The organism is Amorphoplanes digitatis (assembly GCF_014205335.1).
In the GTDB taxonomy this organism is placed as follows: Bacteria; Actinomycetota; Actinomycetes; order Mycobacteriales; family Micromonosporaceae; genus Actinoplanes; species Actinoplanes digitatus.
This window is the reverse complement of sequence record NZ_JACHNH010000001.1, coordinates 9,029,005-9,054,475: the sequence shown is the minus strand read 5'-3', so window position 1 is coordinate 9,054,475 and position 25,471 is coordinate 9,029,005. Positions and strand designations below refer to the sequence as shown.

Genomic DNA, 25,471 nt, shown 5'->3' with positions numbered 1-25,471 from the left:
GCGCCGGTACACCGTTCAGCTCTCCGGGCCCAGCTTCCCGATCGCCTTCTCCACGCCGGCGACCCGGTCGGCGAGCAGCCCGACCGCGCCGACCGCCCGGGACATCGGGTCGTCGGTCGCGCCGCCCAGCGCCTGGTCGCGCACGTAGGCCGCCTTGACCTCCGCCCAGCGCTCCGCCTGCTGCGGTGTGAGCCGTCCGCGCAGCTCGGCCAGCTTCAGCAGGTTGGCCTCCGCGCCCGTCGTCAGCGTCTGTGCCTCGCCGCGGTAGTGGTCGTCGACGACCGTCTCCAGCTCGGCGTCGTTCATCACCGGGACGATCCGCTCGGCCAGCTTGTTCATGTTGCGGTACGAGCCCTGAAGCTTGAACGGCGGCTCGGTGCGCCCGGCGTCCGCCTGCCCCGCCGAGGCGATGTACGCCCGGTTGTTGTTCAGCACGATCCGCTGCACCCGGCGCATCTTGCGCAGCACCGACAGCACCTGCTCCAGCTCCGTCGCCGAGTACGGGTGGCTGAGCCGGTCCGGCCGCACCGACTCGTCGCCCTCGGCGAGCCGCACCAGCAGCGGCAGGTCGGCGCGGTCGCGCGACGACAGCGGCGCCAGCACGGTGTTCGACGTCAGCGCGTTCTCCAGGTACGACATCTCGAAGACGTCGTCGCGGCCCGCGAGCACGTCACCGAGGTTCCACACGTCGGCCCGGTTGGCCAGCATGTCCGGGATCCGGAACCGCTGCCCGCTCTCGGTGTAAGGGTTGCCGGCCATGCACACCGCGAACCGCTTGCCCCGCATGTCGTACGTGCGGGTGCCGCCCTCCCAGACGCCCTCCATCCGGCGCTGCGCGTCGCAGAGCGAGATGAACTTCTGCAGCAGCTCCGGCGAGGTGTGCTGGATGTCGTCGAGGTAGAGCAGGACGTTGTTGCCCAGCTCCAGGGCGAACGAGATCTTCTCGACCTCCTGGCGCGCCGTCGCGTTCGGCGCCTGTTCCGGGTCGAGCGACGTGACGTCGTGGCCGAGCGCCGGGCCGTTGACCTTCACGAAGACCAGGCCGAGGCGGTTGGCGACGTACTCCATCAGCGTCGTCTTGCCGTAGCCGGGCGGCGAGATCAGCAGCAGCAGACCGGACTGGTCGGTGCGCTTGGCGTCGCCGGCCGCGCCGAGCTGCCGGGCCAGGTTGTCGCCGATCAGCGGCAGGTAGACCTCGTCCAGCAGCCGGTTACGCACGAAGGCGCTCATCACGCCGGGCTTGAACTCGTCGAGCCGCAGCCGATCGCGTTCGGCGGCGGCCAGGGCGGTCCGCTGCTTCTGGTACGCCCGGTACGCCGGCACCGCGACCGCCCGGAACTCACCTGTACGGGTCAGCACCTCGTCCAGCCGCAGCTCGATCGCGCGATCGACGATGCGGGGATGCGCGCCGAGCAGCCCGCCGACGGTCGCGGTCAGTGCCGCCGCCGAGTCGTGCCGGGTCAGCGACGAGCCGGTCAGCTCGAGGGCGACGGCCTCGGCGAGATCCTCCGCGGCGCCGGCGCCGGGCTGCGCGGCCAGGAACGCGGTCAGCCAGGCCGTCACGAGCTGCCGCCGCGCCCCGAGGTCACCGGCCAGGGCGCGCAGGTCGTCCGCGTAGTCGCGGGCGGCCGCCGCCGGCCCGCTGCCGAGTGCGCGGTGGAAGCGCTCGACGAGCGTGCGGGCGCCGGCGCCGGTGACGAACCCGGCCGGCGTGCTCGCCAGCTCCTCCACCAGGTACTCGCCGACCAGCGGATCCGCTCCCGCCGCCGCGCTGAGCTCCGCGCACAGCTCGGGCAGCGCGGAGCCGGCCGAGCCGAACATCTCCCGGGCCCGGACCAGCGACGACGCGCGGCGCGCCCAGGCCTGCTTGTCGCCCTCGCCGAAGGCCCAGAACAGCTGCGCCTCGGCGCGTACCGGGCCGGGATAGCGCAGCAGGCCGGCGGCGGCGCTCAGGCGGACCAGCGCCTCCAGGATCAGTGCGGCGTCGGCGTCGTGCACGCCACGCTCGTACCCCTCGTCGTAGCGGGCCTCGGCGGCCCGGCGCACGACGTCGATGAGCGTGCCGCCGGCGGCGGCCGCCGCGACCCCGGCCGGATCGTCGGCGAGCAGCGCCGCGGCCAGGTGCTCTCCGCGATAGACCGACGGCGTCTCGGAGACCACGGTCTGGTTCCAGAACGGCCGGGTCGCCGCGAACGACGCGTCCCGCACCGGGGCGCGGTAGTCGGTGCCGGTGACGGCGAACGCCAGGTCGGGACCGTCCGGCACCAGCGTCAGGTCGATGGCCTGGGTGTTCACCGCGAACGTGTGCCGGCCCAGGCGGATCGTGGCGCCGCCGTCGCCGTACAGGTCGAGCCGGTCGCGCAGGGACCGGCCGGCCTCCTGCCGCGCGGCCTTGACCCGCCCGTCCAGCTCCTCGGCCCGGACGGTGTCGCCGAGGGTACGCAGCTCGCCCGCGACCGAGCGCAGCTTGCCGACCATCGGATCGGTGGCGAAGTAGGTGTTCACCTCGTCGAGGGTGGCCAGGCCGGCGACCCGGCGCTGCACGCTCGCGAGGGTGCGCTGCGCCGAGTCGACAAGCCGGTCGGCGCGGCGGGCCCGGTCGTCGAGCAGCGCCTGCCGGCGGGCCGCGAACGCCTCGTACACCTCGGAGCGCTTGGCGCTGAGCTGGTCGATGAAGTCGTCGAAGTCGCCGAACCGCGACTCGAGCGCCTCGACCTGAAGCATCAGCTTGGCGACCTGCTCGTCGCTGTGCTCCGGGGTGTCCGCGGCGGCGAGCCCTGCGGTGACGGACTGGCCGAGCAGGGCGAACTCCGCGGCGAACGCGGCACGGCCCTCGACGGCGGCGAGCTCGCGGCGGCGGGAGTCCAGGGTGGCCCGGGCGCGGTTGACGCCGCCGAGCACCTCGCCGATCCGCTCCAGGATCGCGACCCGCACGGTCGCGTCCGCGATGTCGAGGCCGCCGACCACATCGGTGACGACCTGTAGCCCGTCGGCCTGATCGGTGAGGCGCTGCGCGACGGGCGCGGCCTCGGCGACGGTGGCGATGCCGGCCGCGTCGGCGACGAGCTGCTCGACCGACTGCTGGTAGCCGGCGAAGGCGTCCTCGCGCTGGAGGAACTCGACGGCCCGGCGGGCGGTCGACTCGACCTCGGCGGAGAGGTCGCGCTCGAGGCCGTCGAGCCGGGCCAGGTCGACGTAGCGCAGCTCGCGCAGCGTCACGATCCGGCCCTGCGCCTGCCGCAGCGTGGCGAGCTGCCCGATCCAGGCGTCGGTCGTGGTGGGCACCTCGCCGCGGGCGCGACGGATCAGCGACGCCGTCGCCGCGCCGGCCTCGTCGACCGCGGCCGTGGCCTGCGCGGTCAGCGCCTGCACGGACTCGTACTCGTCAAGCACCTGCTCGGCGGTCGCGCGCACCTCCGAGAGCGGGGTGCGCAGGTCGCCGAGGTCGCGCTCGCCGAGCCAGTGGTAGTGGTCGAAGAGCCGGGTGCAGGCCGCGATGATCGCCTCGAACACCGCGGCGGACGGGGTCATCTCGTCGACCATCCGGGCCACCGAGAGCGCGTCGGCGATGCCCCGGACCAGGTCCGCGTTGCCGACCCGGTCGAGCGGACCGCTGCCGACGGGCTGCGTCGCCGCGTACGTGTCCGACACGTACGGCGTCTGCCACACCTGCATCGGGTGCACCCGCGACGGCTCGTCCGTCAGGTGCCGGAAGGCGATGAGCGTGCCGTCGTCGAAGAGCGAGTACCCGTGGCAGGCGATCGGCGTGGCGACCTCCTTGCGGATCACGTTGTACGGCAGCAGCAGGTACCGTCCGGCGGCCCGGGCGTGGAAGACGTAGAGCACGTCCTCGCCGTTGACCGACCGCACGGCCCGCTCGAACTCGAGGTCGGCGACGTCCGCGTCGAACGTCTTGGCCACCCCGGTCGCCAGGTAGTAGCCGCCCGGGAAGATCACGCCCTGGTCCTCGGGCAGCCGCTGGCAGGACTGCCCGATCCCGTCGAGGCGCCGCACGTCCCTGGTCCGGGTGTTGAAGACCAGGTACCGCTGCCGGGTCTCCTTGTACGGCAGCACGCGCAGCAGGATCAGCGGACCGATCCGGGCGTACGCGATCTCCGCGTCGGCGAGGCTCTGGAGCGGCTCGTCCACCGGCTCGGAGTAGACGCCCTCGCCGTCCTCGGTGTTGTTCTCCACCTTGACGGTGAGGTTTCCACCCACCGTCTCGACGAAGACCTCGTCCTCGATGGTGACGTGCGGGTGCCGGCCCAGCACGTGGTGCTCCCGGGTGGTGGGTACCCACTCGAAGTCGTGTGACGGCGGGAAGACGTGGTCGCGTTCGCCGCGGCTGTCCACGTACGACACGCCGTCGGCGCCGACCTTCCAGCGCAGCACCTTCAGGTCGTCGACGCGGGCACCGGTCTGGAAGACGGCCAGCACCATGCCCTCAAGCCGGCGCAGCTGGAGCAGGTGCGTCTCGCGGTAGTAGCGGTACAGCTCCGCGAAGTCGCGCTGGAAGCCCGGGTCGTCGAGCAGTCCGGGCAGCGCCGCGGCGGCGTCGAAGCGGAACGCGTCGCCGTCGCGGCCGAAGCCGTGCACGGCGAACACGTCCGAGACCGCCGTCTCGGTCTTCAGCCCGATGAAGACGTTGTAGCCGAACAGCATGGCGCCGCCGACCTGCACGATGTCGCGCGGGACGCAGTTGTTCTCGGTGCGGATTCGCTCGGCGCCGAGCAGCCGCATCTGCTGCCCGCCGAACGTCTCCACCCGTCGGGCGTTCAGCTCCTCGGCCCGCTCGGCCAGCTCCTTGGCCTGGCTGCCGAGCCGGCCGCGCAGCACCTCATAGGTGCCGGCGTCCAGGGCGCCGGCGTCGAGGACGGCCGTCACCGCTGGGCCACCACCGTGCCGTTGGCCGGCCCGCCGGTCAGGGCCGCGAGCTCGGTGTCCGCGACGCCCAGCTTCTTGGCCGCCGCGAGCAGCTCGCGCAGCTTGCCCGCGTCGTTGCCGCCGGCCTTGATCTGCTGGGTGAGGAACGCGGCCAGGGTCAGGTTCGCCACGTCGCCGGTCGACACCGAGCCGAGCAGCCGGCCCAGGTCGTCGGCGATGTTCGCGTCGCCGTTGAGGTAGCGCGCGCCGAGGCCCTGCGCGACGGTCGAGTGGTCGATGAAGCCGTCCAGGCTCTTGCCCATCGTGATCGAGCCGAGCAGCTTGTCGAAGAAGACCGAGTCGCCACCGACGATGTCGATGTTCGCCTTCTCCAGCCCGGCCGCGACGACCATGGCCTGCGACTCGGCGATCTCCTTGTGCACGTTGATGCCGGCCAGCCGGATCTCCTTCTCCATCTCGAGCCGGATCCGGTACTCCTCGTGCTCGCGGGTGACGTCGTCGAGCGCGCCCATCGCGGCGGCCTTCTCGGTGAGGCCCTCGGCCTCGCCCTTCAGCCGCTCGCGGATCGCCTCGGCGGCGACCAGGGCCTTCTCCCGCTCGACGGCGGCCTCGGCGCGGCCGGTCTTCTCGAGCACCTCGACGTTGCGCTCGCGGACCTGCACGTCGGCGAGGCCGGCGGCGGCCGCCTCGGCCTGCGTACCCTCGGCGAGCCGGATCTTGGCGCGGGCGTCGAGCTCGGCGGTCTGCTGCCGGGTCTCGGCCAGCAGCAGCTCCTCGCGGGCCTTGAACTTGGCCGCGGCCTCGGCGGCCTCGGCCGCCTTGATGTCCTTGACCAGGTGCTCCTGCGCCTCGGCCTCGGCCGCGATGATGACGGCCTGGCGGGTGCGCTCGGCCTCCTCGACGACCCGGAGGCGCTTGATGTTCTCCTCCTGCTCGGCGACGGTCTTCTCGACCGCGATGCGCTCGCGGATCACCTCGGCGATCGCCCGCTTCTCCCCCTCGACCTCCTTGTTCTTGGAGATCGTTGAAAGCTCGGTCTCCCGCTCGCGGCCGATGACCTCGAGCATCCGGTCCTTCTCGATGCGCTCGGTCTCGATCGCGATGACCCGCTCGCGGTTCTTCTCGGCGACCGCGATCTCCCGGTTCTTGTTCTCCTGCTGCACGCCGAGCTGCTGGGCGGTGCGCAGGTTCGCGCCCTCGGCGCGGAGCCGCTCCTCGGCCTGCGCGAGGACGATCTCCGCCTCCTCCCGGGCCCGGATGGTCTCGATCTCGCGGCGCTGCTTGATCTCCGCGTCCGCCTGCCGGCGCTCCAGCTCGAGGATCGCCTCGCGGGCGTCCACGTTCTGGCGGGTGATCTCCTTCTCCTCGTTGCGCCGGAAGTCGTTGGTGCGGACCGCCTCGATCGCGGTCAGCTCGGTGATCTTCCGGATGCCCTGCGCGTCGAGGATGTTCTTCGGGTCGAGCGAGATCATCGGCGTCTGCTCGAGGAAGTCGATGGCCGCGTCCTCGAGGCTGTAGCCGTTGAGGTCGGTGCCGATCACCTCGATGATCTGGTCCCGGAACTCGTGGCGCTTGGTGTAGAGATCGACGAAGTCGAGCTGCTTGCCGACCGTCTTGAGCGCCTCGGAGAACTTGGCGCTGAACAGCTCCTGGAGCGTCTGCTCGCTGCTGGCCCGGGTGGTACCGATCGCCTGCGCGACCTTGATGACGTCCTCGGTGGTCTTGTTGACCCGGACGAAGAACGTGATCCGGATGTCGGCTCGGATGTTGTCGCGGCAGATCAGGCCCTCGCGCCCGGTCCGCGAGATCTCGATCGTCTTCACCGAGATGTCCATGAACTCGGCCTTGTGCAGGACCGGCAGCACGACGGCGCCGGTGAAGGTCACGTCAACCCGGCGGACCTTGGACACGATGAGGGCCCTGCCCTGCTCGACCTTGCGGAACATGCGGGCGAAGAAGAACGCCGCGCCGAGGACGACGAGCAGTACGACGGCGATGAGCACACCGAAGCCGGTGGAGATCACGTCCATGTGTGAGTCCTTTGTTGTCGTTACTGGTCAGGGCTCGTGGCGATGTCGGCGGGGACGACCCAGAAGAACTCGCCGTCGGCATCGAAGTCGAAGATCAGCGCGATGGATCCCGCGCGCAGCTCGTCGTCGCCGGGCGTGCGGACCTGCACGATCGCGGACGAGCCGTCGGGCGAGTGCACCTCGGCCTGTCCGAACGTCGCGGTGACGCGGCCGGTGCGTACGACGCAGGTGAGGCCGACGAAGTCGGCGCGGGAGGGTTCGGCGCCGGCCGGCATGAACCGCCGCAGGAGCACGACGGCCAGGCGGGCGATCACCCAGGCGAGGACGAGCGCGCCGGCCAGGACGAGCGCCGGTACCGCGCCGAGCAGTACGCCGCCGGCCAGGCTGGCGAACCAGGCGACGGCGATGAAGAGGGAGAGAACGATCGAGGCCGGCGCACCGCCGAGGCCGAGAAACCCGAGGAAGCCGCCGTCACCGCCGTCACCCTCCGGGTCGGCGCCACCGGCGATGACCACGACCCAGTACCCGATGACGACGATCAGGAGCGGGGTGAAGACGACGGCGGGAAAGCTGAGCGCAGCGTCCAGAAACCCGCCCATGCATCCGCCCCGTTTCCCCATGTCAACGCGACCGCAATCCGTCGCCCGAGCCGGCGACCCTTCCCTTGCGGTGACACCGATGATGACAGCAGCTGTCAATTCGTGCCGCACCCACTGAGACGACAATCCGTCACCCCTTCGGCCGGTTCCCGGCCTGCGGGCGTCAGAATGTCACTCTGCGCAATGCGGCGTGATCCACCGTCACGAGGCGGTTTAGGCCGATTGCTACGCGCCTGAGATGTCTGACATGGTCCGAAAGGTCAAATCACGGCAACGCTGCGTCCACTCGCCTTGCATCACGCTGAGTAGCGACTAAGGTCCTCCAGGTCTCCGCCCGGAGGAAGGCCCCGATGTCGCTTCCCGAAGTACACCTGGTCTGCGGCACCCGCCCACAGGCCGTCCGGCTCGCGCCCGTCGCGATGGCGATGCGCGAGGCCGGCCTGGTCACGCCCGTCCTGGTCGCCGGCGGCCGGTATCCGGCCATGGTCGGTCAGACGTTCGCCGCCTTCGGCCTGGCCCCGGACGTCACGCTGCGCGTCGAGCGCGGCGCCGGCAGCCGGTCCGAGCTGCGCACCGAGATGATCCGCCGGCTCGACGCGCTGTGGACCGAGCGGCCTCCCGCCGCCGCGCTCGTGCAGGGCGACACCACGACCAGCCTGGCCGGCGCGCTCGCCGCGTGCTGGCGGCGCATCCCCGTGGCACACCTCGAGGCCGGAGTGCGCTCGGGCGACCTCGGCTCGTCGTTCCCCGAGGAGGCGGACCGCCGGCTGATCGCGCAGGTCACGGCCCTGCATCTCACGCCGACACCGCACGCCGCAATGAACCTGCTCGACGAGGACATCGCCACCGGCGACGTGCTGATCACCGGCAACACCGTCGTCGACGCGGCCCTCGCGATCGCCCGGCGCCGGCTGCCGTTCGAGAACCCCGAGATCGCCGCCGCCCGGGCCGCCGCGTCCGGCCGCCGGCTGGTCGTCGTGGCCGTTCACCGGCGCGAGTCGTGGGGCGCCCCGCTGGACCGCGTCCTGGCCGCGGTCCGCCGGCTCGTCGAGCGGTACGCCGACATCGACGTGATCCTGCCGACCCACCCCAACCCGGCCGTCCGCGCTCAGGTCCACGCCGGGATCGGCGGCGTGGAGCGGGTCACGATCACCGGCCCGCTGCCGTACCCGGACCTGTCCCGGCTGCTCTCCGAGGCCTATCTCGTGCTCACCGACTCCGCCGACGTCCAGCAGGAGGCGCCCTCGTTCGGCGTGCCCGCACTGGTGCTGCGGGAGGCCGTCGAGACCGACGGGTCGCTGCGGGCCGGCTGCGCCCGGCTCCTCGGCTCCGACACCGAGCTGATCGTCGAGCAGGCGTCCGCGCTGCTCGACAGCCGGGTCCGCCGCGACGCGACGACCGCGGGCGGAAACCCCTACGGCGACGGCCTCGCCGCCCGCCGCGTCGCGCAGGCCGTCGCGGCCCTGCTCGGCCTCGCCGACCACCCCGAACCGATGCCCGCCCTCGAATCGCCCGCCGCCGCGTACGGCGCGTCGTTCTAAGGAGCCCGTCGATGTCAGGTACGGCAGAGCTCGTCGCGGTCTACGCCCGGTCCTGGATCGACCGCGACCGGCCCGCCGCCCGCCGGATGATCGCCCCGGACGCGGAGATCGAGTGGAACCTGGGCACCCCGGTCGACGACGAGGAACTGGTGCAGACGCTGCACCGGATCGCCGCGTTCGCCGACTCCGTCACCGTCGTCTCGACCACCTGCGCCGGTGACCGCGCCGCCCTGGTCTACGACTGCGTCGCACCCTTCGGGACGGTACGGATGGCCGAGTTCCTCACCGTCGCCGACGGCGCGGTCAGCGAGATCCGCCAGGTGTACGACGTCGTGGCGCTGCGCCGCTACTTCCCCGGCCTGCTGGACGAGGACTGACTGGGCAGCGTGTCGTCGAGCAGCTCGAAGAGCTTCTCCCAGTGCCGGCTCTCCGCCGGGGCGTCGTAGGCGGCGGCCTCCGACATCGTGAAGCCGTGCGCGGCCCCGGCGTAGATCTCGGAGCGGAAGCGCACGTCCGCGGCGTCGAGGGCGGCCTCGAGCCGGTCGATCTGCTCCTGCGGCATCGCGTGGTCGTGGTCGGCGTGCGCGAAGTACACCTCGCCCGTGATCCGGCCGACCTTCAGGTGCGGGCTGTCCGGCTCCTCGGTGGCAAGCTGCCCGCCGTGGAAGCTGGCCAGCGCCACGATCCGCTCCGGGAACGCCCCGATGGCCCGGAACGCGTTGGTGCCGCCCATGCAGTAGCCGACGACGGCGACCGGCCCGTCCGCGACGTCGCCCTGTTCGGCCAGGAAGTCCAGGTAGGCGCGGGTGTCCCGGGTGATCGCGGCGGTGTCCAGCTCCCGGATCAGCGGCATCATCTTGCCGATGATCCCGCGACGCTGCTCGGGGTCCCCGAGCCCGCTGAGATCGATGAGGGGCGCGCGGCCGCCGCGGTAGAGCAGGTTGGGCGCCAGCACGGCGTAGCCCCGGGCGGCGATCCGCCCCGCCATCTCGAACACCCGCGGGCGCAGGCCGAACGCGTCCATGTAGAACAACACCCCCGGCCAGGGCCCGGCCCCGGCCGGTCGCACGAGGTACGCGTCGGCGACCCCGTCCTCGGTCCGTACGTCCACCATCGTCCCGTGCATGCCTGCCTCCTACTGATTCTCTGCGAGACCCCGCGGCGCTTCAGGGAAACTTAAGAACTTTCCCCTCTTTCTTTAATGCACCCACGGTCAGGATCAACTCCGTCGGTTACCCCCTTCGATCGGAGTCATCCATGAAACGCAGCCGCCTTCGTCTCTCTATATACCTGGCCGCGGCCCTGCTCGCGGTGGGCGGCGGCGCCGTTGCGGCGGTCGCGGCGACGGCACCCGCCGCCCCGGCCGGCGGTGGGCTGACGGCCACGTTCAGTAAGGACTCCGAGTGGGACTCGGGCTACCAGGCCCGCTACACGATCAAGAACACCGGCGGCGCCGCCGTCTCCGGCTGGCAGCTCGCGTTCGGCCTCCCGTCGGGCACGAAGCTCGGCAGCGTCTGGGACGCCGACGTCACCACCTCGGGCGCCACCTCGGTCGCCGCGAACCGCGGCTACAACGCCGTCATCGCGGCCGGGGCCAGCACCGAGTTCGGCTTCATCGTCGCCGGCCACGGCGCGCCGACCGGCTGCACGATCAACGGCGCCCGCTGCGGCGACTCCGCGCCGACCGGACCGACCGCCACGCCGACGACCACCCGTCCCACCACCGCTCCGACCACGAAGCCGGCCGCGACCCCGCCGACCACGAAGCCGACCACGACACCTCCCACCACACCGACGACGAGCGCCCCGCCGGCCTCGGGCGGCAACGTTCTCGTGGCCCCGTACGTGGACATGGGCCTGCTCTCCGGCGCCGGCACCACGCTGGCCCAGCTCGCCTCCGCCGGCAACGTGAAGTCGTACACCCTGGCGTTCGTCACCAGCGCGGGCTGCAAGGCCAGCTGGTTCAACGCGTTCGACCCGCGCGGCGGGCAGTTCGGCGACCAGATCAAGGCACTGCGGGCGGCCGGTGGCGACGTGAAGGTGTCGTTCGGCGGCGCGACCGGCATCGAGCTGGCGGCCGCGTGCACCGACGTGAAGGCGCTACAGGCCGAGTACCAGGCCGTCGTCTCCGCCTACGATCTGAAGTACATCGACCTCGACATCGAGGGCGCCGCCGTGGCCGACCCCGCCTCCATCGCCCGCCGCTCGACGGCGCTGGCCGCGCTCCAGAAGGCCAATCCCGGCCTGAGGATCTCGCTGACCCTGCCGGTGCTGCCTGAGGGTCTCACCGCCGACGGCCTCGCCGTGGTCCGGTCGGCCAAGAACGCCGGCGTCGACCTCGACCTGGTCAACATCATGGCGATGGACTACGGCCGCGCCGGGCAGGACTACGGCGACCTCGCGATCAGCGCGGTCAAGTCGACAAAGGACCAGATCAAGTCGATCTACGGCAACAGCGACGCGGCGGCCTTCCGGATGGTCGGCGTCACGCCGATGCTCGGCAAGAACGACGACAACGGCACCTTCAGTCAGGGCGACGCCCGTGACCTGGTCGCCTTCGCCTCGGCCAACCACGTCGGCTTCGTCTCCTTCTGGGAGGCCAACCGCGACCGCAACGCCTGCACCGGCGCGCTGTTCCAGTGCACCAACGTGGCGCAGTCACCGTTCGAGTTCAGCAAGATCTTCGCCGCCTTCAAGGGCTGAGACCTTCCACCCGGCGCGGCGCCGAGAGCCCCCACTCTCGGCGCCGCGCCCTGGTGCGCGAGCGAGGTCAGGCCGCGACGGCCGCCTCGGCGAGCTGGTCGGCGGTCGGCCGCAGCCTCGGCGCACCGAGGGCGATCACGATGTTGACCGCCGCGAAGAGCGCCGCGATCAGCAGGCCGCGCTCGAACCCGCCGACCAGCGCGTCCTGCGGAACGGTCCCCGTGGCCAGCAGGCCCTCCACGTGCGAGGTCGCCACCGTCGTGATCACCGCGAGCCCCAGCACGCCGCCGACCTGATATCCCGCGTTGACCACGCCCGACGCCGCGCCGGCCTGGTCGTGATCGACGTCCGCCACCGCCGCGATCGACGCCGGCGTGCCCGTCGCGATGATGCCGATCCCGAACAGGATCAGGCCGGGCATGATCGTCGCGGCGTACGAGCCGGTGGCGTCCGCGCCCGAGAGCAGCAGCAGGCCGACCACGCTGAGCGCCGCGCCGGCGAACTGCACCGGCCTGGTGCCGAACCGGGTGACCGCCTGCGCCGACACCACCGCGCTCGTGATCGCCGCGATGCCCATCGGCAGGAACTGGAGGCCCGTCTCCAGCGCGGTCAGGCCGCGGACCTGCTGGAGGAAGATCGCGGTGAGGAAGAACATCGCGAGGAACGCCGCGCCGTTGAGCGCGAGCGCAAGGACCGACGTGGTCAGCCCCCGCGACCGGAACAGGCTGAGCGGCACCAGCGGGGCCGCCGAGCGCGACTCGACGCGGACGAAGGCGGCCAACAACGCCAGGCCTCCAGCGAGCAGCGCGACCACCTGGAACGACGTCCAGCCCTGCGACTCGGCCCGGATCACGCCGAGCACGATCGACAGCAGGCCGGCCGTGCTCAGCAGCGCGCCCGCCACGTCGAAGGTGCGCGTACCCGTCGAGGTGGCCCGGGATTCGCGGACGAAGAGCGGGACGACCGCCGCCAGCGCGACCGCGATCGGGACGTTGACCAGGAAGATCCACCGCCAGCCCAGCGAGTCGACGAGCAGGCCACCGGCGATCACGCCAAGGGTGCCGCCGAGGCCGGCGAGGCCGCCCCAGACGCCCATCGCGATGTTGCGCTCGCGGCCCTTCGCGTAGGTCACCGTGAGGATCGCGAACGCGGCCGGCGACAGCAGCGCGCCGCCGAGGCCCTGCACCGCGCGCAGCACGACAAGCTGCTCGGGGTTCTGCGCCAGGCCGGCGCTCAGCGAGGTCACCCCGAAGATCAGCAGGCCGACGATGAAGAGCCGGCGGCGGCCGAGCAGGTCGGCGGCCCGGCCGCCGAGGAGCAGAAAACCACCGAAGAGCAGCGTGTACGCGCTGACGACCCATTGCAGCCCGGACGCCGTGAAGCCGAGGTCCTGCTGGATGTCGGGCAGCGCCACGTTCACGATCGTCACGTCGAGCACGACCATGAACTGGGCCAGCGCCAGCACGGCCAGGGTCGACCAGGGGTTGCGTCGCACCAGTCCCACCTCCTATGCGCGCGCCGCCCTATGCGGCGTACATGTACACCGTAGATGTACGCCGTATAGGACAGTCAAGCGGCGGCCGGACAGAAAGGTGTGACGAAGGACGCGTCGGTTCAGCCGCGCCGGATGCCGCGGACGCCCTGGACCAGAAGATCGAGATTGAGGGCGAAGTACTCGTCGGTGTCGCGGCAGACCACCAGGTCCGGCCCGGCCGCGATGACGTTGGGGTAGCGCTCCGGCGACAACGACTCCAGCCGCGCCCGCTTGTCGCGGATCATCTGGTCCCGGTCCTCGCCCGCCGGCCACGTGCCCGGCGTGGGGTCGGAGGCGACGAGCGCGACGATCCCGCACACCAGGAACGTGCCGACCTCCGCCGCCTTGCCGGCCGAGAATCCCGCCTGCCGCAGCTGCTCCAGCACCCGCTCGGCGATCCGCAGGCCCGCCTCGGAGGCGAGGATCCGGCGCAGGGCCAGGCCCGCGAACGCGGGATGCGGGCGGATCGCCGCCAGGAACGCGCGCAGGACGTCGTGCAGCCGCTCGTCCCAGCCGCCGTCGCCCGGCTCGGGCAGCTCCACCGCCGCGATCAGGTGGTCGGCTAGGCCGTCGAGCAGGCTGTCCTTGTCGTTGAAGTGCCAGTACATGGCCATCGGCGTCACGCCGTGCTCCTGCGCCAGCCGGCGGATGGTCACGGCCTCAAGCCCCTCGGTGTCGGCGAGGGACACCGCGCTGGCGATGATCGCGTCCCGGTTCAGGCGCGTCCGGGTCGCGTCGCTCCGCTTGGCCATTGGGCAACTGTACGACGTACATGAGACGGGTCCGACGGCGGCGCGAGGCGGATCACGTCCGCAACTCTGGGATCAGTGGTCACGCATCGCTACCCTTTGGAAACAGAGAGCTATTCAACATTGGGCTCAAGTATGGGCGACCTGTGTCGATGATCGCGGTGACAACGAGAGAGGGGTCTGCTGATGGAGCCACGCGTGATCGACGCCCAACGGCTGTCGGCCGCCCTCACCGAGCTCGAGGACCGCTACCTCTGGGACGCCGGAGCCTCCCTCGAACTCTCGATCGCGTACGAGGAACAGGCACTCGAGCTCGGCGACGAGCGGCTCGTGACCCGCGCCCGGCTCTGCCAGGCGAACATGCTCAACCGCAAGGGCGAGGTCGCCGCCGCGGCCCGGCAGATCTGGAAGATCCACAAGTGGGCCACCGACCACGACGACACCGTCGTGCAGGCGCGCACCCACCTGGTCTGGGCCAACATCCACCGGCACCTGGGCGACGCCGCCCAGTCGCTCGAGCACTCCGTGCTCGCCGTTGAGCTGCTCGACGACAACGCGACCCCGCACATGCAGGTGTGGCACCGCGCCAAGCTGGCCGACGCCCTCGGCCGCTCCGGCTCGATGGAGGCGGCCCGCCTGCGCTACGCACAGGCCGAGGAGCTCACGATCGAGTTCGGCCTGCCCAACCTGCTTCTGGGCATGCTCAACAACTACGCGTACACCGAGTACGCGTACGGCGAGAACGCCCGGGCCCAGGCGGTCGCGCAACGACTGCAAGAGGTCGCCGAGCGCCACGACTTCGAGCTCGATCCCGCGACGCTGGACACCATCAGCGCCATCGAGATCGAGAACGGCGACTACCTGTCGGCCGAGCAGACCCTGCGCGAAGCGGTCCGGCGCCACGCCACGGGCGGCTACGAGGACGCCGACGCGCTGGCGGAGTACATGCTCTCGCTCGCCCGTGCGCAGCGCTTCCTGCGGGCAACGGACCGCGCACAGGTCAGCCTCGACGCCTCGCGCACCCTCTGCGTCGAGCGCGGCCTCGGCGACGTTCTCGTACGGGTACATCAGGAGCAGTCCGAGCTGCACGCCGCCCGCGGCGAGTTCGCGGAGGCGTTCGCCGTACACAAGGTCTTCTTTGCCGCCCACAACGCGCTGCACTCGCAGCAGCGGGAGGCACAGGCCCGCACCCGTCAGGCGATGTTCGAGACGACCGAGGCCCGGCAGGAGGCCGCGCGGTTCCGCGAGCAGGCCCGCCGCGACCCGCTGACCGGCCTGCGCAACCGGCGCTACCTCGACGAACAGCTGCCGGACCTGATCGAGGCCGGCGGGTCGCTGACCGTGGCGATCGTCGACCTTGACCACTTCAAGCGGATCAACGACCAGCTGTCGCACGACGTCGGCGACCAGGTGCTGGTGCTGGTGGCCAAGCTGCTGGAGACCGAGCTGGCCGCGGTGTGCGCGGACGGCTTCGTGGCCCGGATGGGCGGCGAGGAGTTCCTGGCGGTGCTTCCCGGCCTCGGCGCGGGGGAGGCGACCGGGCAGCTCGACGGCGTCCGGCGGGCGATCTCCGGGTACGACTGGGCGGAGCTGACACAGGGCCTGCCCGTCACCGTGAGCATCGGCGTCGCCGACCTCGGCGACGTGCTCATGCCGACCCAGGCCAACCTGCTGTCCTCGGCGGACCGAAACCTCTACGTGGCCAAGCACGCCGGCCGTGACCAGGTCGTTTCGGGGCCGCAGCGCGACGCCTGCGATCGGTCCTATCGCGACAGTGTGTCCGCGGCCTGATACCCAGCGCGCTCACTGATTTCGATCGAGCGACATGATCGATATTGATCATCTCCTGCCGCTAGGCTGGCCGCCTGAAGACTCTTCACGGCCAGGGGTGGCCTAGATCAGGAGGCGGTCGTGACGCAGGACAGCGGTGCCAATCCACCGGCCGAGGTTGCGCCGCCCGGCGTCAACATCAACGTGCCGCACTCGGCCCGCATGTACGACTACTGGCTCGGCGGCAAGGACAACTTCGCGGTCGACCGGGCGGTCGCCGAGGCGATCGTGCAGGCCATCCCCGGCATGCGCTACATGGCCGGTGAGAACCGCAAGTTCGTGCACCGCGCGGCCCGCGACCTGGTCGCCAAGGAGGGTGTCCGCCAGTTCCTCGACATCGGCACCGGCATCCCGACCCGCCCGAACCTGCACGAGATCGCCCAGCAGCTCGCCCCCGAGGCCCGGGTCGTCTACGTCGACAACGACCCGATCGTCCTGGTGCACGCCCGCGCCCTGATGATCAGCACGGAGCAGGGCCGCAGCGAGTACATCTCGGCGGACATCCGCGAGCCGCAGTCGATCCTGCGGGATCCGGTCCTGGCGGAGACGCTGGACCTGACCCAGCCGGTCGGCCTGACCATGATCGCGATCCTCATGCTGCTGTCGGACGCGGACGACCCGTGGGCGCTGGTGGCGGAGCTGCGCGACGCGATGCCGTCGGGCAGCCTCCTGGCGATCACCCACCCGACCGGCGACTTCAACCCTGAGGAGATGGGCCAGGCAGTCGCGGCGGCGACCGGCGCCGGCATGACGCTGGTGGCCCGCACCCGCGACGAGGTCCAGCGCTTCTTCGGCGACTGGGAGATGCTCGACCCGGGCCTGGTTCCGGTGTCGAGCTGGCGCCCCGACGAGCCGGTCGCGAACCCCGAGGCGGCCTACTACTGGGCGGGCGTGGCCCGCAAACCCTGAGCCACCTGCGACGCCGCCTCACCCGTTCGGGTCGGGGCGGCGTTTCTGTTTCCCCACCAATCGCCGGAAAGGACCCGCCGGCAGGGCATCGGCCACGGAGAGGCCGGCCGGGCACCGCCGAGAAGGGTCGGCCGGGAAGATCGGCCCGGCAGAGGTCGGCCCGGGAAGATCGGCCCAGCAGAGGTCGGCCCGGGAAGATCGGCCCAGCAGAGGTCGGCCCGGGAAGATCGGCCCAGCAGAGGTCGGCCCGGGAAGATCGGCCCAGCAGAGGTCGGCCCGGGAAGATCGGCCCAGCAGAGGTCGGCCCGGGAAGATCGGCCGGGGAGAGGTCAGCCAGGTGCCGGTCGGGAGAGGTCGGCCGGGTGCCGGCCGGGGAGGGTTGCTGACCCTAACCGGCCGGGCGATCCAGCACGGGGGAACCGGACCGCCCGGCCGGAGTCGGGCGGCGCGCAGTGAAGCGCGCGCTTGGAGCGACGCCGTCGACCGGCGTCGCTCCTGGTTAAGCATCAGGGCCGCAGACGCGGCCGCTTTCGTGATGGCGGGTGCGGCAGCCGGCCGGCCCGGACCAGCACCTGCCGGCGGGCACGCTCCCGGCCCGCCGGGTCGATCACGATGCCCTCGACCTCGAGCCAGGTGTCACCCTCGTACGGGATCGGCTTCGCCCACTCGATCCGGTCGACCCGCAGCGTCAGCGGCCCGATCCCATAGCAGTAGTCCGCCTCGGCGAAGACGTGCACCGGCCAGCGTGGAGCGGCCGGCTGGAGGCGTCCACGTCGGATGATCGGGGCGGCCGGTGACCAGACCTTGCGGCCGGGTGCCGCACCGGCGCGCCGCCTGCGGGCACAGTGGACGTGCTCAGTGATTCGCGTCGGGATCACCACCCTCGTTTGGGTCCCTGTCCATCGGGGAAACATTGTCCGAACGGGTCAATGCATAGCGGACCCCACCGAAACGCTGGGACACGGTGGTGGCCCGGGTCGAGGCGGCCTCCATGCCCGACGACCGCAGTTCGTCCCGGTAGGTGAGGTTTCCACGGTCGGTCGGGTCCGGTTGGTGCGGGCCGGCGTTCGGGACAGCCATGCGTCTTCCTCCCGCTCGGGCACCCCCGCCAGGGAGCCATGCGTCGAGGGTCGAAGAGGCATTTCCGCCACCGACCCGTCACTCAAAGATGTCACCCTCCGTGACCCACTTTCAGTGGGGCTCGTGCGTTATCATGCTCACAATCATGTGAGAACGCAAGGCCGAATGCACGTGCATTTGCACAGCGAGTGGTCGGCGTGACACACATCGCCGGTCCCCGCGACCGGTCAACCGTTAGGGAGCCAAGTAATGACGCGCATTGTTAATGGCATGCCCGCCGGCAAGTTGGCGGGTGTGACCTGGCAGAAGAGCGGCCGGAGCAACCCCAGCGGCAACTGTGTCGAGTGCGCCGCACTCCCGGACGGCAGCATCGCCATGCGGAACTCGCGCGACCCGGAGGGCGCCGCGCTCATCTACACGGCTGCGGAGATCGAGGCCTTCCTCGGCGGCGTCCGCGATGGGGACTTCGACAACCTGCTCCGCTGAGTCACCCGCGCGGGTGACTCACTCAAAGTGAGGAAGCAGCGACCGGATGGTCAGGCGAGCCTGCCCACCTCGTGAAGCAGCTTGCCCAGGATCTCCTGGGTGTGGTTCGGCGGCTCAGCGTCGATGCAGACGCGTTCCATGGCGATCGCGTAGTGGTCGACGTCGTCGCGCTTGTCCAGATAGATGGCGCTCGTGAGCTGCTCGACGTAGACGACGTCGGGCAGCTCCGGCTCCGGGAACCGCAGGATCGCGAACGGTCCGCCCGCCGCGGCGTGGCCGCCCGCGTTGAACGGAATGATCTGGAGCCGCACGTTCGGCTTCTTCGCAGCCTCGATGAGCGACTCGATCTAGGCGCGCATGACGTCGGGGCCGCCGATGGGCCGGCGCAGCACCGCCTCGTCGATGACCGCCCACAGCTGCGGCGGCTCGATCCGGTGCAGGATCTGCTGACGCTGCCGGCGGAGCTCGACCCGGCGATCGATCTCGTCGGCGTTCGCGCCCGCGTGGCCGAGCAGGATGACGGCCCGGGCGTACTCCGGCGTCTGCAACAGACCGGGCACGAACTGGATCTCGTACGTCCGGATCAGCGTCGCGGCGGCCTCGAGGCCCAGATAGGACTGGAACCACGGCGGCAGGATGTCTCCGTAGTGGTGCCACCAGCCGGGGTTGTTGGCCTGCCGGGCCAGGCCGAGCAGCGCCTCGCGCTCGGCGAGGTCGCGCACGCCGTACATGCTCAGCAGGTCGGCGACGTCGCGCTCCTTGAAGCTGACGCGGCCAAGCTCCATGCGGCTGATCTTCGAACCCGATGCGCGGATCTCGTAGCCCGCGTCCTCCCGGCTGATGCCCTTGCCCTCGCGCAGCCGCCTCAGCTGGGCACCGAGCAGGATGCGCAGCACGGTGGGGCCGCTGTTCGGCGACTCCTCCTGCGTACCGGCGCTCACCTTGCTCCTATCGATCGGCCTCTGGGATGCAAGTTGCAGCCCCTTCGCCCCAGAGCATCCTAAGGGGGAGATCGTTCGGCGGGAAACCGATCGATCGGACACCCCCGACCCCCGCACGTGCCGGATGCACGTGCAGACGGCCTTGCGAACGCACTGGATCCCGAGCATGATATCTGACAGGCGGTTGTCTGGCTGCTGACGGAGCGTGCTGAAAGTTTGAACCATTCAGCGGCACGCTGGGTTTGCACGCCGGCAAGCGCCACGGCCCGTCCGACGACCCGAGTCCCAGGAAACAGGGAGGCTCTCGATGTCGACCCCGTCCATCGCCCCGCCGCAACGCGATCCGGCCGACGTAGCGCCGGCCGACAGCTATCAGAAGGCCGATCCCGTCTGGGTCTACCGCGACGGCTGGCGTGCCGGTGTGATCGAGGCCGCCTCACCCCGCGCCGTCACCGTCACCTACCGGCCCGGCTCGCACCGCGGCACCGGAGTGGACACCTTCACGGCGTCCCACGTGACGTCCCGCGCCGACGAGGACCCCACCCTCGACCGCGGCGACACCAACAAGCTGGCGACGCGCAAGCCGCGCATCGGCCATGACGGTGCGTTCGCCATGGGCGGTCCGACCCCGTGACGGGAGCCGTCGCGCTGGCAGCCCTGATCGGGCTGGCCAGCCTGCTCGCGGGCGTGGCACTCGGCTGGTATCTCCGCCGCACCAACGACTGGTGCGCTCACTGCGGCGACCAGCTGAGCTGCGAAAGCTGCGGCAGCAAGGCGGCCTGGCCCAGGCCGAGCGAGTCCGAGACGCTGGCAAGCTAGCCCGGTAACGCCATCAGCAAGGACTGACAGCGCCACCGGATGTCCACATTGGCTGCCCGCGCGACGAAGGCGGCGCTGATCAGCGCCAGCGATCTCCGGTGAGCCGCTCGTAGACCTCGACATACCGGTTACGGGTCGCCTCGACGACCTCGTCCGGAATCTCCGGCCCGGGCGCGGTGCGGTCCCACCCGGTCAGGGAGGACGACCAGTCCCGCAGGAACTGCTTGTCGAGGTACCGCTGCGTCCCGCCGGGCTGCCACTCGTCGGCCGCCCAGAACCGCGACGAGTCCGGAGTCAGCAACTCGTCGCCGAGCTTCAGGACCCCGCCGGACACCCCCAGCTCGATCTTCGTGTCGGCGATGATGATCCCCTTGGTGGCGGCGATCTCGGATCCCCGCCGGTACACCTCGAGGGTGATCCGCCGCAGCTCGGCCGCGACGTCCGGCCCGACCGAGGCCTCAACGTCACCGAACGTGATGAACTCGTCGTGCCCCTCACCGGGAGCGACCTTCGTGGTCGGGGTGAAGACGGGCTCGGCGAGCCGGGACCCCTCGATCAGGCCGGGTTCGAGCACCACTCCGGAAACGGCGCCGTCCTTCTCGTACTCCTTGAGCCCCGAGCCGGCCAGATAGCCGCGGGCGATGCACTCCACCATGACCATCTCGAGGCGCTCGCAGCGGACGGCCCGGCCGGCCCACTCAGCGGGAACATCGGTGGCGGAGATGATGTGGTTCGGCACGACGTCGGAGAGCTGGTCGAACCACCACAGCGAGAGCTGGGTGAGGATCTTCCCCTTGTCGGGGATGGCGGTGGGCAGCACCACGTCGTAGATCGAGATCCGATCGGAGGCGACGAGCAGGATGTCGTCGCCGTCGGCGTAGACCTCCCGGACCTTCCCCGAGTGCAACAGCTCCACGAGTTCCCCTTAGCCGCGTGTGACTCAAACGCCGATCACGCTATCGGACGCCATGTCGCCGAACTTCCTACGGAGCGCCGCCCGATTCAGCGCGCGTACCCGAAAATGGTGTTTCCCCTGGTCAGGTAGATCCAGCCGGCGGTGACGACGACGTTGCCGCGGTCGAGGCTGCCGATCTGGCTACCCGGCGAGGCCACCACCCCGCTCGCCGCGTTGACGATCCCCAGCGGCTTGCCCCCGCCGACCGCCGTGTACAGCAGCCCGCCGGCCCGGACCGGCTGCCCGGTGCCGCCGCCGAGGCGCGCCGTCCAGGCTTGCCGGCCGGTTCGGGCGTTCAATGCCTCGATCCCGTTGGTGACCGCCCGGTAGACCCGGCGGCCGTCCGCCGCGACAAGGGTGCTCGCGCCCTTCGCCGCCGTCCACAGCACCGCGCCGTCGCCCGCGCCGACGCAGATCAGCGCGCCCTCGGCGCCGGAGGCGTAGAAGCGGTCTCCGGCCGGCGTCGCCGCCTCCGCGGTCCAGGCGGTCGGCCTGCTCCACAGTGTCCCGCCCGTCGCCGCCGACACCGCCCGGGTCTCCACGCCCGTGGTGCTGCCGACCAGTACCCGGCCGCCCGCCGAGACGCCCGACGACCGGAAGTCGTCCAGGCTCCAGCGCTCCGCGCCGTCGCTCGCCCGGATGCCGATCACCGCCGGGGTGTCGGACGCCGACGCGCCGGACACCACCGCCGTCCCCTGGTCGACGACCAGCGAGCCCAGCGGAATGGTCGTGGCCGTGCGCCATGCCTGCCTGCCCGTGACCAGGTTCAGCGCCATGATCGCGCCGTTCGGGTCGCTCTGTGACTGGCAGCCGTGGTTCGCCGCGAGCAGCAGCCCGCCGGCCACGGCCAGGTGCGGCGTGCTCTCGTCCTCCGGGTTCGCCCAGGTGTGCCGCCAGGACAGCCTGCCCGTCGCGGCCTGGTACGCGGCTATGCCCTTGCCGTCAGTCACGAAGACCCGGCCGCCGGAGACCAGCGGTTCCGACGGGCCCGAGCACGACCACTGCTCCGGCGTCGCCAACGCCGACGACCAGCGGAGTTTGACGGCGTTGACGCTGCCGGCGTTGATCACCGACTCGCCCGGGTTGTAGTACGTGTTCCCGGCGCCGTAGCCGGGTTGCGCCCACTGCGCCCCTCCCGGTGCCGCGGCGGCCGTTGCGGGGGCGGAAAGCATCGCGGCGACCACCAATGCGGCGGCAGAGAGTCGGGCAGGCATGGGTCCTCCGGGTGCTTTCACGGCATTTATAGACCTAAAGTAGGCTGCTGCCGCGAGGCGCTGGGCGGCCCCCTTTCGAAATTCGTTCCACCGTGGTCCGCCGGCGCGACGCGCGGGCCAGCGCCCGGTCGACGTCGGCGTCGTCGAGCTGGCCGAAGTCGTCGTACCACTGCCCCACGGCGGAGAAGTACTCGGGCGCGTGCAGGTAGACCACCGTGTCGGCGTCGCCGGCGAGCAGATCCCGGGCATCCCGCGAGCAGACCGGCACGGCCAGCACCAGCCGGTACGGGCGCCGCCCGCGCAGCCAGCCGATCGCGGCACGCGCGGTGACGCCGGTGGCCAGGCCGTCGTCGACGAGTACGACGGTGCGACCGGTCACGTCCGGCGCCGCCCGGCCGGCCCGGTAGCGGCTGATGCGCCGGGCCAGTTCGGCGCGCTCGGCGGCGACGGTGTCGGCCAGGTCGTCCTCGGACAGGCCGAGGTACCGCAGGGTGGTCCGGTCGAAGATCGGCGGGCCGTCCTCTGCGATCGCGCCAACCCCGTACTCGGGGTGGCCGGGTGCGCCGATCTTGCGGGCGATCACCAGGTCCAGATCGGCGCCGAGCCGCTCGGCGACCGGCACGGCGACCGGCACACCGCCCCGCGGCAGCGCCAGCACCAGCGGAGGGCCGGCGTCGGCCGGCACCTGCCGCGCGACCTGCTCGGCGAGCGCCCGGCCCGCCGCGTCCCGATTCGCGAAGATCATCGCCGCGCTCCCGTCGGCCGCGTCCGGCGGTCGCGGAGGAGGTGGTCGCCGAACCATCGGCCCGCGTACTCGGCGACCTGCTCCAGCGTGCCCGGCTCCTCGAACAGGTGCGTGGCGGTCGGGATGATCCGCAGCTCGGTCGGCGCCCGCAGGTAGTTGCGGGCCCGCTCGTTGAGATCGCGGACCTCCGCGTCGCACGCACCGACGATCAGCAGGGTCGGCGCCGTGACCTCGGCCAACGCCGGACCGGCGAGGTCGGGACGGCCGCCGCGGGACACCACCGCGCGGACCGCGTCGGGCCGCGCGGCGGCGGCGACCAGCGCCGCTGCCGCGCCCGTGCTCGCCCCGAACAGGCCGATCGGCAGCGTCGCGGTGCCGGGCCGGGCCCGCAGCCAGTCGATGATCCCGACCAGGCGGTCGGCGAGCAGCCCGATGTCGAAGCGCAACCGCCGGGTACGCGCGTCGTCCTCGTCCTCGGCGCCGGTGAGCAGGTCGACAAGCAGCGTCGCGAGCCCGCCGGCGTTCAGCGCCTCGGCGACGGCCCGGTTGCGGGGACTGTGCCGCGAGCTGCCGCTCCCGTGCGCGAACAGCACCAGCCCGCCGGCCTGGTCGGGCAGGCGCAGGTCTCCGTCGAGCTCCACGCCCGCCACCGCTATCCGGCCGGCCGTCGCCCACGTGGTCATCCGTCTCCCCCTTGCCTCGTCCGACTCCGGAGGGATGGGAGCTGACCTGGGGGTATTTGCCCGCTTGATCCAATTTTAAACCGTTGTGGGTCAGCTGACCTTGCGACCCAGGCAAGCCACCAGCCGATCCAGGGCGGGCGCGTCGCCGTCGACCGGCTGCGGCGCCGCGAACGGGCTGCGGTCCGACCGCACCGCCGGCAACGCGGCCAGGCTGAACGCGAGGGTCTGCTCCGCCACGTCCTCGGGGAAGTCCGCGGCCTGACCGGTGGCCCGGGCGATGTCCCAGCCGTGCACCATCACGTCGGCGATCCGCAGATGCAGCGCGACAGTGCCGGGAACCCGGCCGAACGGCACCTCGACGACCCGCTCCAGCGCGCCCGGCGCACGGAACGCGGCGAGCAGCCGCTCGGCGCTGTCCGCGTAGTCGTCCGGCTTCCCACCCTGCCCCGACAGCGCCGCGGCGAACAGCGCGTTGCCGGCGACGACGTGATCGACAAGGGCGCGGACGTCCCAGTCCGCGCAGGGCGTCGGATCGCTCCATTGACTCTCGGCGATGCCGGAGATCAGGCGGCCGGTCCGCTCGACGACATCGGCAAGCTGGTCGACAGTTGGCTCGCTCATGCTGCCCCTCCCTTGTGGATGCCCTCGGAGCATAGAACCGTCGTACCCCGGCGATACGGTCGCCGGGTGCGAGAACACAGCCCGTCCCTAAACGACGCGTTGCGGGCCACCGTCGCGGCGGTCGAGCCGTTCGACGCCGCCGAGGCGGACGCGCAGCGGTCCGTGCTGCGCTGGATCGGCTCCGGCGACGCGCTCTACCGCGACAGCGGCTCGGCCCCGGCCCGCCACCTGGCCGTCTACCTGACCTTGGTCGACGCCGCCGACGACGCGGTGCTCCAGATACACCACGTGAAGGCCGGCGCCTGGATGTTCCCCGGCGGCCACGTCGACACAGAACGACCCTGCGACGCGGTCGTCCGCGAGGCGCACGAGGAGCTCGGCATCACCGCCGCCTTCCATCCCGCGGTCGGCCGGCGGCCGTTGCTGCTGACCGAGAGCCAGACCAACGGCCTGACGGACTCCCACACCGACGTCACCCTCTGGTATGTCCTCGCCGGCGATCGCGCCACGCCACTGACCCCCGACCCGGCCGAGATCCACGCCGTGCGGTGGGTCCACCTCGACGACGCCGCCACCTGGGCGCCGCAGAGCCCGACACCGCACCAGTCCTACCGGTTCGCCGTCAAGCTCGCCGCCGCGCTGCGCGAGGCGGCCTCGCGGGAGTCCTCATGACCGACCGGCATCGCAGCATCGTCGACCTGCACCTGGTCATCCACCGCGGCGACCCGCGCCGGATCCTGCTGCTGCGGCGGGCCAACACCGGCTACGGCGACGGCCGGCTCCACCTGCCGTCCGGGCATCTCGAACCGGGCGAGTCGATCACCGACGGCGTGATCCGGGAGGCGCGCGAGGAGACCGGGATCGACGTCGCCACCGGCGACCTGCGATTCCTGCACGTGATGCACCGCGCGGGCGAGGACGGCCCCGACCGGATCGGCTTCTTCTTCGCCGCGGACGCCTGGACCGGCGAGCCCTACAACGCCGAACCCGGCAAGTGCTCCGAGCTCGTCTGGGCCGACCCGCACGACCTGCCGGCCGACACGATCCCGTACCCGGCCGCCGGGATTCACCGGGGCGGGCGCGGAGTTGCCTGCTCGACCTTCGGGTTCGGCCTGGACATCGAGGTGTGAAGGGGGCCGGCGCGCCGC

Annotated in this window: 22 protein-coding genes and 1 pseudogene; 10 read left to right on the top strand and 13 right to left on the bottom strand. The window is 71.5% G+C overall.

Annotation, left to right across the window (positions count from 1 at the left end):
* Positions 1 to 15: 15 nt before the first annotated feature.
* Genes BJ971_RS40095 through BJ971_RS40085 form a run of 3 tightly spaced genes read right to left on the bottom strand, consistent with a single transcriptional unit; the run spans position 16 to position 7,513 of the window.
* Entirely contained in the window at positions 16 to 4,884 is a 4,869-nt protein-coding gene (locus BJ971_RS40095) for a DNA repair ATPase (RefSeq protein ID WP_184998472.1), read from the bottom strand.
* Positions 4,881 to 6,914: a flotillin family protein gene (locus BJ971_RS40090; RefSeq protein ID WP_184998471.1), complete on the bottom strand. Its 2,034-nt coding sequence runs from the start codon at positions 6,912 to 6,914 to the stop codon at positions 4,881 to 4,883. The genes BJ971_RS40095 and BJ971_RS40090 overlap by 4 nt, the downstream gene beginning before the upstream one ends.
* Before the next feature lie 20 nt (positions 6,915 to 6,934).
* Entirely contained in the window at positions 6,935 to 7,513 is a 579-nt protein-coding gene (locus BJ971_RS40085) for a hypothetical protein (protein ID WP_184998470.1), read from the bottom strand.
* 350 nt (positions 7,514 to 7,863) lie between these two features.
* On the opposite strand from BJ971_RS40085, the gene wecB reads away from it, so the two are divergent.
* Both wecB and BJ971_RS40075 read left to right on the top strand, forming a co-directional pair.
* On the top strand, positions 7,864 to 9,054 hold the full coding sequence (gene wecB / locus BJ971_RS40080; RefSeq protein WP_184998469.1) for a non-hydrolyzing UDP-N-acetylglucosamine 2-epimerase: 1,191 nt from the start codon (positions 7,864 to 7,866) through the stop codon (positions 9,052 to 9,054).
* 11 nt (positions 9,055 to 9,065) lie between these two features.
* A complete protein-coding gene (locus tag BJ971_RS40075; RefSeq protein WP_184998468.1) occupies positions 9,066 to 9,431 on the top strand; it encodes a hypothetical protein in 366 nt (121 codons plus the stop codon).
* Here BJ971_RS40075 and BJ971_RS40070 read toward each other — a convergent pair.
* Entirely contained in the window at positions 9,401 to 10,180 is a 780-nt protein-coding gene (locus tag BJ971_RS40070) for a dienelactone hydrolase family protein (RefSeq protein ID WP_184998467.1), read from the bottom strand. The genes BJ971_RS40075 and BJ971_RS40070 overlap by 31 nt on opposite strands.
* A 131-nt stretch (positions 10,181 to 10,311) precedes the next feature.
* On the opposite strand from BJ971_RS40070, the gene BJ971_RS40065 reads away from it, so the two are divergent.
* On the top strand, positions 10,312 to 11,757 hold the full coding sequence (locus BJ971_RS40065; protein WP_184998466.1) for a cellulose binding domain-containing protein: 1,446 nt from the start codon (positions 10,312 to 10,314) through the stop codon (positions 11,755 to 11,757).
* Between the two features lie 67 nt (positions 11,758 to 11,824).
* Here the strand turns inward: BJ971_RS40065 and BJ971_RS40060 are convergent, their stop codons facing one another.
* Complete coding sequence (locus BJ971_RS40060; RefSeq protein ID WP_184998465.1) at positions 11,825 to 13,252, bottom strand: DHA2 family efflux MFS transporter permease subunit; 1,428 nt, start codon at positions 13,250 to 13,252, stop codon at positions 11,825 to 11,827.
* Between the two features lie 119 nt (positions 13,253 to 13,371).
* Entirely contained in the window at positions 13,372 to 14,043 is a 672-nt protein-coding gene (locus tag BJ971_RS40055; RefSeq protein ID WP_184998464.1) for a TetR/AcrR family transcriptional regulator, read from the bottom strand.
* A gap of 195 nt (positions 14,044 to 14,238) precedes the next feature.
* On the opposite strand from BJ971_RS40055, the gene BJ971_RS40050 reads away from it, so the two are divergent.
* Positions 14,239 to 15,831, top strand: a complete 1,593-nt coding sequence (locus BJ971_RS40050) for a GGDEF domain-containing protein (RefSeq protein ID WP_239087828.1) — start codon at positions 14,239 to 14,241, stop codon at positions 15,829 to 15,831.
* Between the two features lie 120 nt (positions 15,832 to 15,951).
* On the top strand, positions 15,952 to 16,779 hold the full coding sequence (locus BJ971_RS40045) for an SAM-dependent methyltransferase (protein WP_184998462.1): 828 nt from the start codon (positions 15,952 to 15,954) through the stop codon (positions 16,777 to 16,779).
* A 506-nt stretch (positions 16,780 to 17,285) separates the two neighbouring features.
* On the opposite strand, the gene BJ971_RS40040 is transcribed toward BJ971_RS40045, so the two are convergent.
* Complete coding sequence (locus BJ971_RS40040; RefSeq protein WP_239087827.1) at positions 17,286 to 17,657, bottom strand: hypothetical protein; 372 nt, start codon at positions 17,655 to 17,657, stop codon at positions 17,286 to 17,288.
* 451 nt (positions 17,658 to 18,108) lie between these two features.
* On the opposite strand from BJ971_RS40040, the gene BJ971_RS40035 reads away from it, so the two are divergent.
* Entirely contained in the window at positions 18,109 to 18,345 is a 237-nt protein-coding gene (locus tag BJ971_RS40035) for a DUF397 domain-containing protein (protein ID WP_184998461.1), read from the top strand.
* Between the two features lie 50 nt (positions 18,346 to 18,395).
* On the opposite strand, the pseudogene BJ971_RS40030 reads toward BJ971_RS40035, so the two are convergent.
* Positions 18,396 to 19,286 (bottom strand): annotated as a pseudogene (locus tag BJ971_RS40030) (Sco1979 family transcriptional regulator).
* Positions 19,287 to 19,593: 307 nt separating this feature from the next.
* On the opposite strand from BJ971_RS40030, the gene BJ971_RS40025 reads away from it, so the two are divergent.
* Together BJ971_RS40025 and BJ971_RS40020 are read left to right on the top strand one after the other, a co-directional pair.
* The gene (locus BJ971_RS40025) at positions 19,594 to 19,920 is read left to right on the top strand and encodes a hypothetical protein (RefSeq protein ID WP_184998460.1); all 327 of its coding nucleotides are present in this window, start codon (positions 19,594 to 19,596) and stop codon (positions 19,918 to 19,920) included.
* The gene (locus tag BJ971_RS40020) at positions 19,917 to 20,105 is read left to right on the top strand and encodes a hypothetical protein (protein WP_184998459.1); all 189 of its coding nucleotides are present in this window, start codon (positions 19,917 to 19,919) and stop codon (positions 20,103 to 20,105) included. Before BJ971_RS40025 ends, BJ971_RS40020 begins: the two co-directional genes overlap by 4 nt.
* A 79-nt stretch (positions 20,106 to 20,184) precedes the next feature.
* On the opposite strand, the gene BJ971_RS40015 is transcribed toward BJ971_RS40020, so the two are convergent.
* The 5 genes from BJ971_RS40015 to BJ971_RS39995 form a co-directional block, all read right to left on the bottom strand.
* Complete coding sequence (locus tag BJ971_RS40015; RefSeq protein ID WP_184998458.1) at positions 20,185 to 21,021, bottom strand: phosphoribosylaminoimidazolesuccinocarboxamide synthase; 837 nt, start codon at positions 21,019 to 21,021, stop codon at positions 20,185 to 20,187.
* A gap of 86 nt (positions 21,022 to 21,107) precedes the next feature.
* Positions 21,108 to 22,274, bottom strand: coding sequence for an outer membrane protein assembly factor BamB family protein (locus BJ971_RS40010; RefSeq protein WP_184998457.1), 1,167 nt, complete (start codon positions 22,272 to 22,274; stop codon positions 21,108 to 21,110).
* Between the two features lie 34 nt (positions 22,275 to 22,308).
* Positions 22,309 to 23,019 carry a phosphoribosyltransferase gene (locus BJ971_RS40005; protein ID WP_184998456.1) on the bottom strand — a complete coding sequence of 237 codons (711 nt, stop codon included), beginning with the start codon at positions 23,017 to 23,019 and terminating at the stop codon, positions 22,309 to 22,311.
* Positions 23,016 to 23,702 carry a dienelactone hydrolase family protein gene (locus tag BJ971_RS40000; protein WP_184998455.1) on the bottom strand — a complete coding sequence of 229 codons (687 nt, stop codon included), beginning with the start codon at positions 23,700 to 23,702 and terminating at the stop codon, positions 23,016 to 23,018. Before BJ971_RS40000 ends, BJ971_RS40005 begins: the two co-directional genes overlap by 4 nt.
* Before the next feature lie 90 nt (positions 23,703 to 23,792).
* Positions 23,793 to 24,323, bottom strand: a complete 531-nt coding sequence (locus BJ971_RS39995; RefSeq protein ID WP_184998454.1) for a TIGR03086 family metal-binding protein — start codon at positions 24,321 to 24,323, stop codon at positions 23,793 to 23,795.
* 66 nt (positions 24,324 to 24,389) lie between these two features.
* Here BJ971_RS39995 and BJ971_RS39990 point away from each other — a divergent pair, with 66 nt between their 5' ends.
* A complete protein-coding gene (locus tag BJ971_RS39990) occupies positions 24,390 to 24,995 on the top strand; it encodes an NUDIX domain-containing protein (RefSeq protein ID WP_184998453.1) in 606 nt (201 codons plus the stop codon).
* A complete protein-coding gene (locus BJ971_RS39985) occupies positions 24,992 to 25,453 on the top strand; it encodes an NUDIX hydrolase (protein ID WP_184998452.1) in 462 nt (153 codons plus the stop codon). The genes BJ971_RS39990 and BJ971_RS39985 overlap by 4 nt, the downstream gene beginning before the upstream one ends.
* Positions 25,454 to 25,471: the final 18 nt, after the last annotated feature.